Origin of the sequence: Acerihabitans arboris (assembly GCF_010131535.1) — a bacterium.
GTDB classification, from domain to species: domain Bacteria; phylum Pseudomonadota; class Gammaproteobacteria; order Enterobacterales; family Enterobacteriaceae; genus Acerihabitans; species Acerihabitans arboris.
The window spans coordinates 30,207-43,320 of sequence record NZ_WUBS01000009.1 but is presented as its reverse complement, the minus strand read 5'-3'; the positions used below and the strand labels follow the sequence as shown (position 1 = coordinate 43,320).

Annotated in this window: 13 protein-coding genes; 5 read left to right on the top strand and 8 right to left on the bottom strand. The window is 56.5% G+C overall.

Features of this window, described 5'->3' with window-relative positions:
- Positions 1-21: 21 nt before the first annotated feature.
- The 3 genes from GRH90_RS13500 to tkt all read right to left on the bottom strand — a co-directional run bounded on the left by GRH90_RS13500 (position 22) and on the right by tkt (position 2,868).
- Positions 22-294: a PTS sugar transporter subunit IIB gene (locus GRH90_RS13500; protein ID WP_162366479.1), complete on the bottom strand. Its 273-nt coding sequence runs from the start codon at positions 292-294 to the stop codon at positions 22-24.
- Positions 295-332: 38 nt separating this feature from the next.
- Positions 333-785: a PTS sugar transporter subunit IIA gene (locus tag GRH90_RS13495; RefSeq protein ID WP_162366478.1), complete on the bottom strand. Its 453-nt coding sequence runs from the start codon at positions 783-785 to the stop codon at positions 333-335.
- An 85-nt stretch (positions 786-870) separates the two neighbouring features.
- On the bottom strand, positions 871-2,868 hold the full coding sequence (gene tkt / locus GRH90_RS13490; RefSeq protein WP_162366477.1) for a transketolase: 1,998 nt from the start codon (positions 2,866-2,868) through the stop codon (positions 871-873).
- A gap of 337 nt (positions 2,869-3,205) precedes the next feature.
- On the opposite strand from tkt, the gene GRH90_RS13485 reads away from it, so the two are divergent.
- The 5 genes from GRH90_RS13485 (at position 3,206) to GRH90_RS13465 (ending at position 8,316) form a co-directional block, all read left to right on the top strand.
- Positions 3,206-3,943 (top strand): GntR family transcriptional regulator, encoded by a 738-nt coding sequence (locus tag GRH90_RS13485; protein ID WP_162366476.1) that lies wholly within the window; start codon positions 3,206-3,208, stop codon positions 3,941-3,943.
- Positions 3,944-4,236: 293 nt separating this feature from the next.
- Complete coding sequence (locus GRH90_RS13480) at positions 4,237-5,181, top strand: class I SAM-dependent methyltransferase (protein WP_376766078.1); 945 nt, start codon at positions 4,237-4,239, stop codon at positions 5,179-5,181.
- Between the two features lie 317 nt (positions 5,182-5,498).
- Entirely contained in the window at positions 5,499-5,768 is a 270-nt protein-coding gene (locus tag GRH90_RS13475; RefSeq protein WP_162366475.1) for a type II toxin-antitoxin system TacA family antitoxin, read from the top strand.
- The gene (locus tag GRH90_RS13470; RefSeq protein WP_162366474.1) at positions 5,768-6,283 is read left to right on the top strand and encodes a GNAT family N-acetyltransferase; all 516 of its coding nucleotides are present in this window, start codon (positions 5,768-5,770) and stop codon (positions 6,281-6,283) included. The genes GRH90_RS13475 and GRH90_RS13470 overlap by 1 nt, the downstream gene beginning before the upstream one ends.
- 251 nt (positions 6,284-6,534) lie before the next feature.
- Positions 6,535-8,316: an EAL domain-containing protein gene (locus tag GRH90_RS13465; protein ID WP_162366473.1), complete on the top strand. Its 1,782-nt coding sequence runs from the start codon at positions 6,535-6,537 to the stop codon at positions 8,314-8,316.
- 136 nt (positions 8,317-8,452) lie between these two features.
- Here GRH90_RS13465 and hpxK read toward each other — a convergent pair whose 3' ends face one another.
- The 5 genes from hpxK to GRH90_RS13440 form a co-directional block, all read right to left on the bottom strand.
- Positions 8,453-9,718 carry an allantoate amidohydrolase gene (gene hpxK / locus GRH90_RS13460; RefSeq protein WP_162366472.1) on the bottom strand — a complete coding sequence of 422 codons (1,266 nt, stop codon included), beginning with the start codon at positions 9,716-9,718 and terminating at the stop codon, positions 8,453-8,455.
- The gene (locus GRH90_RS13455; RefSeq protein WP_162366471.1) at positions 9,718-10,962 is read right to left on the bottom strand and encodes a (S)-ureidoglycine--glyoxylate transaminase; all 1,245 of its coding nucleotides are present in this window, start codon (positions 10,960-10,962) and stop codon (positions 9,718-9,720) included. Before GRH90_RS13455 ends, hpxK begins: the two co-directional genes overlap by 1 nt.
- Positions 10,963-11,065: 103 nt before the next feature.
- Positions 11,066-11,809, bottom strand: coding sequence for an amino acid ABC transporter ATP-binding protein (locus GRH90_RS13450; protein WP_162366470.1), 744 nt, complete (start codon positions 11,807-11,809; stop codon positions 11,066-11,068).
- A complete protein-coding gene (locus GRH90_RS13445; protein ID WP_162366469.1) occupies positions 11,790-12,446 on the bottom strand; it encodes an amino acid ABC transporter permease in 657 nt (218 codons plus the stop codon). Before GRH90_RS13445 ends, GRH90_RS13450 begins: the two co-directional genes overlap by 20 nt.
- Positions 12,443-13,111 (bottom strand): amino acid ABC transporter permease, encoded by a 669-nt coding sequence (locus tag GRH90_RS13440; protein ID WP_162366468.1) that lies wholly within the window; start codon positions 13,109-13,111, stop codon positions 12,443-12,445. Before GRH90_RS13440 ends, GRH90_RS13445 begins: the two co-directional genes overlap by 4 nt.
- Between the last annotated feature and the right edge of the window lie 3 nt (positions 13,112-13,114).

The following is a 13,114-nucleotide window of genomic DNA, read 5'->3' as shown; positions in this document are numbered from 1 at the left end:
AGCGGCAAGATTTATAACCTATTATTTTTTATCAAAATAATCGCTTATTTTGGTTTCAAGCTCTTTAATATCGATGATGCTGTTGACAATAATGAGCTTGTTTTCGGGTAGGTTGGCGCTATAGGCAATATCCCTGCCCATCACGAACACATCGGCCGCGTCCGGCGTTACCGAACCCAGGTCGGAATGGTCAACGTCAGCGGAAATGTTCAAGGTTTTAAGGACTTTCTTGATATTCATTTCCATCATAAAACTGCTGCCTAAGCCTGCGCCGCAAACCGCCATAATTTTCATGATTCACCTCATTGGTAGTATTAGATAATTATCGAAACTCAGTTAAAGCTGTTCAGGATACGGCTTAACTCCGCCCGATCTTGTGCGTTAAAAACGGTGTTCATCACGTCGTCGTCCGACAAAAACTCCGCCAATTGGGAAATCAGTTCCACATGGCTGTTGCCGTCGGGCGCGGAAAACATCACCAGAAAATCGACCGGATCGTTTTCGTCCGCGCCAAAAACCACGCCTTCGCGCAGCTTGAGGATCGACAAGCCAAGCCGGTTGGCCCCCTCCTCCGGCCTTGCGTGCGGCATGGCGATACGCGGCGCGATCACAAAATAGGGGCCGATGGCCTCTTTTTGTTTAATGATGTTCGCCACATAGTCGGCGGAAATCGTGCCATCGTTTAACAACGGCTCGGCTACCCGTTTGATGGCCTCCTGCCAGTCGCCGACGGCGTTAACATACTGGATGCGATCTTCATTTAACCATGTTGATAAAGCTGGCATATTTAACCCATTCAATTGATAAACGTTGAATCCCATCAATGCAGGCTGTGGCACGCGGCAGCCCCGCAAATGACCCCGGCGCGCATTAATCGGCAAGCAGCGCGCGGGCGGCGGCCAGGGCATTGTCTTTCGAGAAACCGAAATGCCCGAACAGCACGGCCGCCGGCGCTGATTCGCCAAAGCTGCTCATGCCGAGGACCTTGCCGTCCAGTCCCGCATATCCCCGCCAGAATCCTTCGATGCTGGCTTCAATCACCAGGCGCTTGCGCACCGCGATAGGCAGCACGCTTTCGCGCCAGGCCGCATCCTGCTTTTCGAAGCGTTCGACGCAGGGCATGGATACCACGCGTACCCGTTTGCCCCGTTCCGTGAGCTCGATGGCGGCATATACGGCCAGCTCTACCTCCGAGCCGCTCGAGATAATGATCAGCTCGGGAACGCCTTCGCAATCACGCAACACGTAGCCGCCCCTGGCGATATCGGCCAGTTGCCGCGCATCCCGGGGCTGCTGCTCCAGCGGCTGGCGGGTAAAAATCAGCGCGCTGGGGCCATTTTCACGTTCAATGGCCTGCTGCCATGACACGGCGGCCTCGACCCGATCGCAGCCGCGCCAGGTTTCCATATTCGGCGTCAGGCGTAATGCGGCGAGCTGTTCCACCGGCTGGTGCGTCGGACCGTCTTCGCCTAAGCCAATGGAATCATGAGTATAGACAAAGATGCTGCGTATCTTCATTAACGCCGCCATGCGCACGGCGTTGCGCGCATACTCCATAAACATCAGGAAGGTGCCGCCGTAGGGGATAAATCCGCCGTGCAGCGCCAGGCCGTTCATTATGGCGGACATGCCGAATTCGCGCACGCCATAGGAAATATAGTTGCCCGACGCATCATCCGGCGTGATATCGCGCGCCTGGCTGTGACGGGTTAAATTGGAGGGCGACAAATCCGCCGAGCCGCCCAGCAGTTCCGGCATCCATTGGATAAACTGATTGAGCGCTTGCTGACTGGCTTGACGGGTGGCCAGATTGGCCGGGTTATCCTGCAGCCGGCGGATATAGTCCTGGCTAGTGGAATGCCAGTCCGCCGGCAGGTTTTTCAGGCTGCGGCGTACTAATTCGGTAGCCTCCGCCGGGTAATTTTTTCGGTAGCGATCAAACAGGTCCTGCCAATCAGCCTGGGCGGCGGCGCCTTGTTCACGCGCGTTCCATTGGGCATAGATGTCCGGCGGAATATCAAAAGCCGCATGGGTCCAGCCCAGGGTTTCCCTGACCAGCGCCACTTCTTCTTTACCTAACGCGGAGCCATGGCTGTCATGGCTGTCCGCCTTGTTGGGCGAACCGAAACCGATGGTGGTTTTACAGCAGATAAGCGTGGGTTTTTGCCGTTCATTCCTGGCTTGCTCCAGGGCTGCCGCCACCTGCCGCGGATTATGCCCGTCAACATGATCGATCACATGCCAGCCATAAGCGCGGAAACGGGCCGGGGTATCATCGGTAAACCAGCCGTCGACATGCCCGTCGATGGAGATATTGTTGTTATCCCACAGCGCGATAAGCTTGCCGAGTTTAAGGGTGCCGGCCAGCGAGCAGGCTTCATGCGAAATCCCTTCCATCAGGCAGCCGTCGCCCAGGAAGGCATAGGTGAAATGGTCAACGACGGGAAACCCGTCCCGGTTAAACCGCGCGGCCAGCGCTTTTTCGGCCAGGGCCATGCCCACCGCGTTGGCGATCCCCTGGCCCAGCGGTCCGGAAGTGGTTTCAACCCCGGGGGTATAGCCATATTCCGGATGCCCGGGGGTTTTTGAATGCAGCTGGCGGAAGTTCCGCAGGTCTTCAAGGCTGAGGTCATACCCGGTCAGATGGAGCAACGAGTAGAGCAGCATTGAGCTGTGGCCGTTGGACAGCACAAAACGGTCGCGGTTAATCCACTGGGGATCCGCCGGATTATGTTTTAAAAAATCCCGCCATAATACGGCCGCCATGTCAGCCATGCCCAGCGGGGCGCCGGGATGCCCTGAGTTCGCCTTCTGCACGGCGTCGATACTCAGGAAACGTATGGCATTCGCGATCTGTTGTTGTTCCACGGTCTTCCCCTATCTAACTGAATTTAATCAACTGTATGAATTTTCACCGCGACATGCCGGTTGCCGGCATACCTGGACCGTCGGCCCTGAAAACACATACATTTTATATTGGTATGTACATCTTAAATTTGTATAGTCATCTTTAGGATGCACCTAGACGTGACTATACACAAGAGGTAAGCTTGCAAAGATGAGCAGACATGATGGCTTTACGGTAAAGCTGTTAACTTGATCACATTTATCATGAACATCGTGCCGGGAAGTGGACTTCTGTTCCCCTGTCCGGAAACAATGCCTTTGGTATGCATAACCTGATAACGCGGCGGAAGACGACAAGATGACCGACAACATTACGGAAAAACAAAAAGAGGTTATCGACTACATCCTCGCCAAAATCAAGGAAGAGGATCTGCAGCCCGGGGATAAACTGGACACTGAAATAGCCATTGCCAAGGCGCTTTGTTTAACTCGCGCAACGGTTCGCGAGGCCACCCGGATTCTTATCGATCAGCGCAGGATTTATCGTATCAAGGGTTCGGGTATCTATATTGGCTCCATCGGTAAAAATAATCAGTCCGGCAGGTTTCATGCGCTGTCCCCGTTTGATTACCAGGCGCAGAAGGGGGGGCATCGCGCCGGTCGTAAAGTCATTTCCGCCAGTATAGTAACCGTGCCGGATGCCTCCATGGCGCAGGCTTTACGCATCAAAAACAGCGATTCGGTTTATAAGATACTGCGGCTGATGAGCTTTGACGATATTCCTGTTTCGCTGGAATATATCCATTTCCCGGTTTCGCTGTTTAATTCCATTGAATTTAAAGAGCTGGAAAATTCAAAATATTCCTATATCGAGCGAATTTCGGGGAAAAAGGTCTACAAACGCGATCAAAATTTCCATGCGTTTAATGCAACGGATGAAGAAATGATCAAGCATATGAATATAAAACTCAATGATGCCATGATGGAATTATACGAAGTGGTGTATCTGGAAGACGGCACGCCCTTTGAGGTTAATATCGCGATCGTGAATACCAATATGCTCCATCTGAGCCAGGTCTCGGTACGGGGCGATTAAATCGTTGTCGTTACAATACGGGGCGATACAGGTATTTTCGCCCCGTCTCAGCCTTTGCATGGTACCCGGCAAACATCATCATCCTGGCTGCCCGCATCGTTATATCCCCCGCTGGGCACTATGCTGTCATAAAAATATAATACCATTATGTTATTATATATGTTATACCATAACAAAATAGCGGTAAGCCCGACCCCCATCGGTGCCAGCGTCTTGGATAGTATTTCAACATAGCAACGCGAGGTAACGAAACGACCACCCATACCACCCCCCAAGATTGACTCTGGAGGTCAATGATGTCGGAATCCGATAAACCCAAATCCGTTGCGCAATTACTTTCCCATCAGGCTCACTCATCGCTCAGCCCCGACGAGCTTCTCCGGTTCGTGAAGGAACGACTGCGGGAAGCCGGCGATTTGCCCAATGCCACCGTCGAGGCGCAAATTCTCCTCGCGGAGGAACTTGCCGAATTTAGCTTAGGCCGCTTCCTGCTGGAAAACCGCGGGCTGAACGCTTATTGGACGCATCAATTGGTAACCTGGGATTCCAACCCGGAAAAACTGCGCCGGTTGGGCAAACTGGAGCGCCTGATTTTTGCAAGGTTGCCCGCCGTGCTGGCGACCCGGGAACGCTTCGGCATATTCCGGCAACAGCTACAGGCGCTGTTACGACCGGGCATTATGATGGCGTCGGTGCCCTGTGGCCTTATGGGCGACCTGCTGTTGCTGGACTATAGCCGCCAGCCCAATGTGTGGCTATTTGGCGTCGATCTGGATATGCAGGCGCTGGCGGGCGCGCTGGAACTGGCAAAAGATCGCGGAATCGCCGATCGCATTTCATTGTCTTATGAAAATGCCTGGTCGATCGCCTCGCTGCCTAAAGTCGACGTGATAACCAGTAACGGCCTTAATGTGTATGAGCCGAACGACGATCGCGTCGTGGAATTGTATACTTCCTTCCATAATCATTTACTTCCCGGCGGCGTGCTGATAACCAGCTTCATGACGCCACCGCCGATACTGTCCGAAAAATCAGCCTGGGTAGAGGCGGAAATCGACCAGTCATTGCTGCCCTTGCAGCACTTGCTGTTTTCACGCATTATCGACGCCAAATGGACGTGTTTCCGCACCCATGAACAAACCCGTGCGCAATTGGAAAAGGCCGGCTTTACCGGGATCGGTTTTATCAACGATCGGGCGCGGATGTTTCCCACGGTAATTGCCCATAAACCTTTGTAATGGGAGGTATTTGATGAGCGCCGCCCCGAATCACGCCAAAAGGCCCGGGCGGCGCGGTTATTGCCGCGCCGACGGATGGCTACGCCATTTTAACAACCAAAATATTTTAGATATTTACTGTAATTCCATCATTTTATATAAAATTTAATTAATATAAGAATGATTAAAATAACTAATTAATATAAAATATTTTGCAACGATTTTTATTATAACTATAAAATGTACAGTCGGTGATTTCCGTCTTTAAATGTTATTATAATCCTTGCTTAGGTCTATTTCTTGTACGGCAGATTGCCGGTTTAAAAAGAGGGGTGATCATGGCAACAACCGCCAGGCTTGAAGCCCGTATCCCGCTTGAGCTGCATGTGTTAATAAAACATGCCGCCGGGCTGCAAGGAATATCCATGACAGACTTTATCATCACGGCGACGCACGACGCCGCCAAGCGCGCGATAGAAGAAACGGCGGTCCTTCAGTTGGCCATGGAAGATCAGCTGAAGTTTGCCGAAACATTGCTGGAAGATCGCGATCCCCCCACCGCCCTGCTGCGCGCCATGGGCCGGCGCAAGGAGTTTGGCAAAAAATAATGCGCAGCCTGAGCTACACGCTAATCTCAAAGCGCCATAATAAGCAGGGTTTTGATTGCGGTGTTCCCGGCCTGAACCACTATCTGGCAATCTATGCCGGGAATGATCACCAGGAACGGTTTACCAAATGTTATGTCGCCGCTGACGACGGGGATAACATCCTGGGGTTTTATACCCTCTCGTCCTATGCGGTCAATATCAATGCCCTGGCGGCATCCGCCACCAGTGAATTGCCGCGCTACCCAACCGTGCCCACCGCCCTGCTTGGCAGGCTGGCAATCGATGTTAACCACCAGGGGAAGGGGCTCGGCGGCTCGCTTATCGTCGATGCCATTTTCAACACCATTAATTCCGCCCTTGGCGTTTGGGCTATTAATGTCGAAGTAAAGGATCGCCAAGCCAAATCATTTTATATAAAGTATGGTTTCTACCCATTTGAAAAAAATGAATATGCGTTGTATCTGCCGTTAAACGACAAAATTACCCGTAATATATTTTTTTTAAAATTACATTAATAAATATTCATATTTAAAATAATAATACGCATAAAAGGCGTTTACTCCGGTTAGAGTGCAAAGCAGGCCTGTTCCCATAGGTTTCGCCCGTCATTTTGCGCTATTTAATCCTCAATTTTAGCTGATAGTCGTTATGCGGCCGTAAGCGGCACGGGCAAAGGGTTCGGTGTAATGCTATCGTCATAGTGTCGTTGTTTGCGCGTTGAAACTAACCTCGCTTCCCGGCGGGAAGCCCCAAAAGAGTCCGGATCATGCTGACAAATCTGAACCATGACGAAAAGAAACGACTGGCGGCGATCAAGCTGCTAAAAGCCGATGAGCATGATCGCGATGAGATTTTGGCAAAAATGACCAGGCTGACCGGCCAGACGCTGGGGATAGCCACCTGCTTTATTTCCATTCTTGACGATGAAAGGCAGTATTTAAAGGCGGCATCCGGGCTGCCGGCGCCGGTACAGCAAACGCGGCGGGAAGAGGCTTTTTGCCTGCACGTCGTCGAGGCGAACGACATACTGGTATGTCCCGATATGCGCCTGGACAGCCGGTTCGATGACCACCCGTTCGTCCAGCCACCCCATGATTTCAGGTTTTATGCCGGAGCCCCGCTGAGGTCGCGGGATGGCGTTATTATCGGCACCCTGTGCCTGATTGATGTCAAGCCCCATATCTTGTCCGACGGCCAGGTCGCGACATTTCGGGTTATGGCCGGGCTGATCTCGGCATTCCTCGAGGCATGGCATAACATCGGTTATGTCGACGCCGTGACCTTGCTGCCCAACCGCCAGCGTTTAATAAACGATCTCCGGCTAATGCAGGCTCCCGGGACGGTTAGCCGGTATCGCCTGATGCTGGTCGATTGCATCGATATGCCCTTCGCCTATGAAATCGCCCGCTCCCTGGGTATGACGGTGGTTGAGGATATGCTGCGGGATATGGCCACCCTGCTCAGGCTCAAGCTGGAATGGCATGACGTGCTTTATACCGTCGCCACCGGCCGGTACGCGCTGATTATGGATGAAGCCAATCCCATCCATTCCGCTACGCTGAAAGAGCGGCTGGTGGGCTTGAGCGCGCATATCAGCACGCGAATCAATATTGACCTGCATATTTCGGCCGGTTTTGTCAGTTTTTCGCCGGGCGAACTTGAGCCGTCTGAAATCCTGCGCCGGGCGGTGAGCGCGCTGCATGACGCCATCAGCCGTAAAAAACGGGTCATGGCCTACGACGCGGCTTCCGATGCCGGCAAAAAGCAGGATTTCCGCCTGCTGAATGATTTTTACACGTACCTGCATGGTAAACCGGGGCTGTATCTGGTGTTCCAGCCTAAAGTCGGCTTGCAAGACGGGCGGGTGACGGGGCTGGAGGCGCTGATCCGGTGGCGGCATCCGGAGTTGGGCAATATCGCGCCCGACCGGTTTATTCCGTTGCTGGCCAAAACCACCTTAATGGCCGCGCTGACCGACTGGGTGATAGACGCGGCCCTGGGGCAGATTGAGATATGGTCGGGCAAAGGAATACAGTTACCCGTTTCCGTTAATGTCAGCGTCAGCGATCTTTCCCGGCCGGGCTTTGCCGACTCGCTGGCGGAAAAAACCAGAGCGCATGGCCTGTTACCCGGCTTGCTGGGCATTGAATGCCTGGAGACCGAGCGGGTGCTGGAAAGCGCCGATGCGTTGCATGGCCTTGAGATGCTTAAACTGCGGGGTTTTACCATCTCGTTGGACGACTTCGGCACCGGATACAGCAATATCAGCTATCTGCGTAAAATGCCGATGGATATCATCAAGCTCGATCGTTCCATTATCAAAACCCTGACCACCGACAAGGCCAGCCAGACTATCGTCAGCCATGTTATCAGCATGCTCAAGGCGCTTGACTATACCGTGCTGGCGGAAGGCGTCGAGGACGAGGCCACATTTGCGTCGCTGCGTGAACTGGGCTGTGACGAGGTGCAGGGCTACTACCACTCGCAGCCGCTGACGGCGGAACACCTGGAAACCTGGCTGGAGAACTATCGAACAACGAACATTTAACCTGCTCAAGACCGCGTCATTAATATGGTATTGACCTTTACTGGGACTGGGCGCCTTCCCATACGCCCTCCGGGGAGCCAGGTGCGGATACAGGGTGTGGAACGTCAGCGCGCTTTGACGGCTTTTCCCGGCTGGCTCAACGCTGCGCCTGGGCCAGCGCCAGCACCGCCTCCAGATAAGCCCGGATAGCCGCCGCCACGTCCGGCGTGGTGACCGCTTCATCGGGGTGGTGGCTGATGCCCCGGTCGCAGCGGACAAACAGCATGCCCACCGGCCAGCATGGCGCCAGGGCAATGGCGTCATGGCCGGCGCCGCTGGTCAATACCGGGCTCGCGCCCTGGACCTTGCGCACGCTATGGGCAAGCAGGGACCGTAGCCGTTCATCGCAGGGCGTGGCGTCGATACGATAAAACTCCTCGGCGCTGAATACACAATCATGCTGCCCGGCAATATCATCGGCACATCCCAGCAGGCTGGTCAATAAAGCAGCCAACGCCCGGTCGTCCGGGCCACGGACATCCAGCGTTAACCGCACCTCGCCCGGAATCACGTTCACCGCCCCCGGCAGGCATTGCAGCGACCCCACCGTCGCCACCATATCCGGGCCGTGCGCGGCCACGATACCGTTAACCCGCGCCATCCAGCGCGCGGCGGTATTGAGCGCGTCCTTACGGTGCGCCATCGGCACGGTGCCGGCATGTCCGGCCTCGCCGTCAAAACGGCAGTTCAGGCGTCTGGCGCCGTTAATGGCCGAAACCACTCCCAGCGCCAGGCCGGCGTTTTCAAGAATGGGACCCTGCTCGATATGCAGTTCCAGGTAAGCGCTGAACGCGGCCTTATCCCGTTTGGCCCGGCCGATATGCTTAGGGTCAAGCCCGGCCTGGCGCAGCGCCTGCCCGACGCTGATACCCCCGGCATCCCGCCGTTCCAGCCAGTCCGCCGGCCAGGTGCCGGCGATGCCCCGGCTGCCGAGGAGCGCGATGCCGAAACGCGTGCCCTCCTCGTCGGCAAAGCCGATGACTTCAATCGCCATCGGCAGGCGCAACCGGTGCTGATGCAGGTAATGTACCGCCTCGATGGCCGTAAGCACGCCCAGCATACCATCGTAACGCCCGGCATTACGCACCGTGTCCAGATGGGAGCCGAGCAGGATGGCCGGCAGTTCCGGCTGTAGTCCTTCATAACGGCCGCACAGGTTGCCAACCTCATCCTGCCACACGCGCATCCCCACCGCGCGCATCCAGTCGCCCACCCGCTGATTGGCGCGCAAATGTTCGGGTGATAGATAAACCCGTGTCAGCTCGCCCGGCGTTGCGCTGATTTCCGCTAACGCATCGCAACGCGCCATCACCCTGAGGGCGGCGCTGTCGGCCAGTTCGGCTGGTATTCGCAGTTCCGCCATTACGCCTCCGCCACGCTCGCGTAATGATCCCACGCCGCCTGCAAACCGGCGCCCTGCGGGCTGGCAAAACCGAGGCGATTCAGCACCGCTTCCAGCGCGGCCAGGGTCTGCATCACGCAATCCTTGCGCGCGTTATACCCCATGGTGCCGATACGCCAGATCTTGCCGTTCAGCGGTCCGAACGAGGTGCCGATTTCAATGGCGAAATCATTTAGCAGCAGTTGGCGCACCTGCTCGCCGTCGACGCCCCCGGGTATCACCACCCCCAGCACATTATTCATTTTATGGGCTATATCGCCGAATACCCCCAACCCCATGCCCCGGATGCCGGACAGCATCGCCGCGCCGTGCAGTTCATGGCGGGCAATGGCGTTATCCAGCCCTTCCTGCAACAGGAGGCGCGCGCATTCGCGGGCGGCAAACAGCATGCTGGTAGCCTCGGTGTGATGATTAAGCCGCTCCGGCCCCCAGTAATCCATGATCATGCCGAGATCAAAATAATTGGAATAGATCATCTCGTCGTCGCCGTCCCGGTGGGTGTCGGTACGGATCCCCTGTTCCACGCATTTGCGGCGGCGGATCTGTTCTTCGAAGCGTGGGCTGAGGGTGACCGGCGCGCTGCCGGACGGGCCGCCGAGGCACTTTTGCAGGCCGGCCGACACCGCGTCCAGCCCCCAGGCATCGGTATCCAGCCGGTTGCCGCCGAACGACGCGGTGGCGTCGCTGTAGAACAGCACGTCATAACGACGGCAGATAGCGCCCAGTTCCGCCAGCGGTTGCAGCATGGTGGTGGAGGTATCTCCCTGCACCGTCAGCAACGCGCGCGGGCGGATCCGTTTAATCGCGTCCTCGATGCGATCGGCGCTGAACACCTGGCCCCAAGGCGCCTCGATGGTATGCACCTCGGCGCGGCAGCGGCGGGCAATTTCGCACAACAGATGGCCGAAACGACCGAATACCGGCACCAGCACCTTATCGCCCGGCCGGATGGCGGACAGCAGTACCGCCTCGATACCGGCGCGGGACGTACCGTCGATCAGCATGGTCCAGCGGTTGGCGGTGTTAAACAGACCACGGTACAGCACCATCACCTCATTCATATAACCGGTCATGGACGGATCATACTGGCCGATCAGCTGGCTCGACATCGCCCTCAGCACACGCGGATCGGCGTTAATCGGTCCCGGCCCCATCAACAGCCGGGCCGGCGGGTTAATCTGGTCATAGCTAGCAATATCCAACATGGTTTATCCCTTCCTACATCATTATCATTTGTAATATCAATACGTTATTCAGGACAGCGACAGCGCGGCGGTCTCACGGGCCGCGCGCGGGCCAATGGCCGGTCTAGGCGTCGCCCAGGCCGCGCACCGAGGCAATGAACTGTTTCAGTTCCGCCGTTTGCGGCCGGGCGAACAGCTCGCGGCTTTCTCCCTGCTCCCAGACCCTGCCCTGATGCATAAACACCACCCGGTCGCCGACTTCGCGGGCGAAATTCATTTCGTGGGTCACCAGGATCAGGGTCATGCCTTCGCCGGCCAGTTTTTCCAGCACCTTCAGGACTTCCCCCACCAGCTCCGGATCCAGCGCCGAGGTGATCTCATCGCACAGCAGTACCTTGGGATCCATCGCCAGCGCGCGGGCAATGGCCACCCGCTGCTGCTGGCCGCCGGAAAGACTGGCAGGATAATAATCCAGCCTGTCGCCCAGGCCGACTTTATCAAGCATCAGTTCGGCCAGTTCGCGGCATTCGGCCGCATTTTTTCCCAGCACCCGGCGCGGCGCCAGCATGACGTTTTGCAGCGCGGTCATATGCGGGAACAGGTTAAAGCTCTGGAACACCATGCCTATCGAACGGCTGATTTCCCGCGCCTGGGAATCGCGGTCGGTAACCGTCATGCCGCCCAGCTTGATGCTGCCTTCCTGATACTCTTCCAGGCCGTTGATACAGCGCAGCAGGGTGCTTTTACCGGAGCCGCTGCGCCCGATGATCGACACCACCTCGCCCGCGTCGATATCCAGATCGATCCCCTTAAGCACATGATTCTGTCCGTAATATTTTTGAACCTGGTTAATGGTGATCAGCGGCATGAAACTTTTTCTCCAGATAGTGGCTGAAGCGGGAAAGGGGATAACACATCAGGAAATAACCCAGCGCCACCAGGCCGAAGACTTTAAACGGCTGGAAGGTGACATTGGTCAGCATGGTTCCCGCTTTGGTCAGCTCGACAAACCCGATAATGGACGCCAGGGCGGTGCCTTTGATCACCTGCACCGAAAATCCCACCGTCGGCGCAATGGCGATGCGGATGGCCTGCGGCGCCATCACCCGCAGCAGAGTCTGGCCGAAGCTCAAGCCCAGGCAACGGGACGCTTCCCATTGTCCTTTGGGCAAGGCATCAATACTGCCGCACCAGATATCCACCAGGAACGCGCTGGTAAACAGGGTCAATGCCAGCGCCGCCGCCAGCCAGGGACTGACATCGATGCCAAACAACGCCAGGCCGAAAAAGGCCAGGAACAGCTGCATCAGCAGCGGCGTGCCCTGGAACAGGTTACTGTAGGCGCGGATGCCATGTTTAAGCCAGCGCCGGCGCGACAGGCGCATCAGCATCAGCGGCAAGGTCACCAGGCCGCCGCCGGCAAAGGCCACCAGCGACAGCAAGAGGGTCCAGCGCGCGGCCAGCAGCAGGTTGCGCAGGATATCCCAGTCGGTAAATGACGTCATAACGCTCCTCCGCCGAAGATCAGGCGACCGGCCCGCAGCAAGACTTGTCGCATCAGCAGCGACAGCGCCAGGTAAATCAGCGTCACCACCAGATACACTTCAAAACTCAGGAACGTACGCGATTGGATGAGGCTGCCGGCAAACGTCAGCTCCTCATAAGAGACCTGGGAGACCACCGACGATCCGAGCATCACAATCACGCACTGGCTGACCAGCGACGGATAAATGCGTTTTAATGCCGGCGGCAACACCACCCGCAGGAAAACCTGGCCGCGCGTCAGGCCGAGCACCCGCCCGGCCTCCCACTGTCCTTTCGGCGTCACCTGGATGCCCGCGCGGATGATTTCGGTGCTATAGGCGCCAAGGTTGACCAGCATCGCCAGCAGCGCCGCCTCCCCGGCGGTCATTTTCAACCCCAGCGCCGGCAGGCCGAAAACGATGAAAAACAGCTGCACCACAAAAGGCGTGTTGCGGATAAGTTCAACATACAGGCCCCACAACCGGCCCGGCAAGGCATACCGGCTGCTGCGGATAGCCGCCCCGCAAACGCCGATGGCGACGCCCCCCGCCGTGGCGACGGTGGTCAGCATGATGGTGACCCACAGGCCGGACAGCAGCTCCGGCAGATAGGGCCACAGGGCGGGGAAATTCAGCTGGTAGGTCATGGG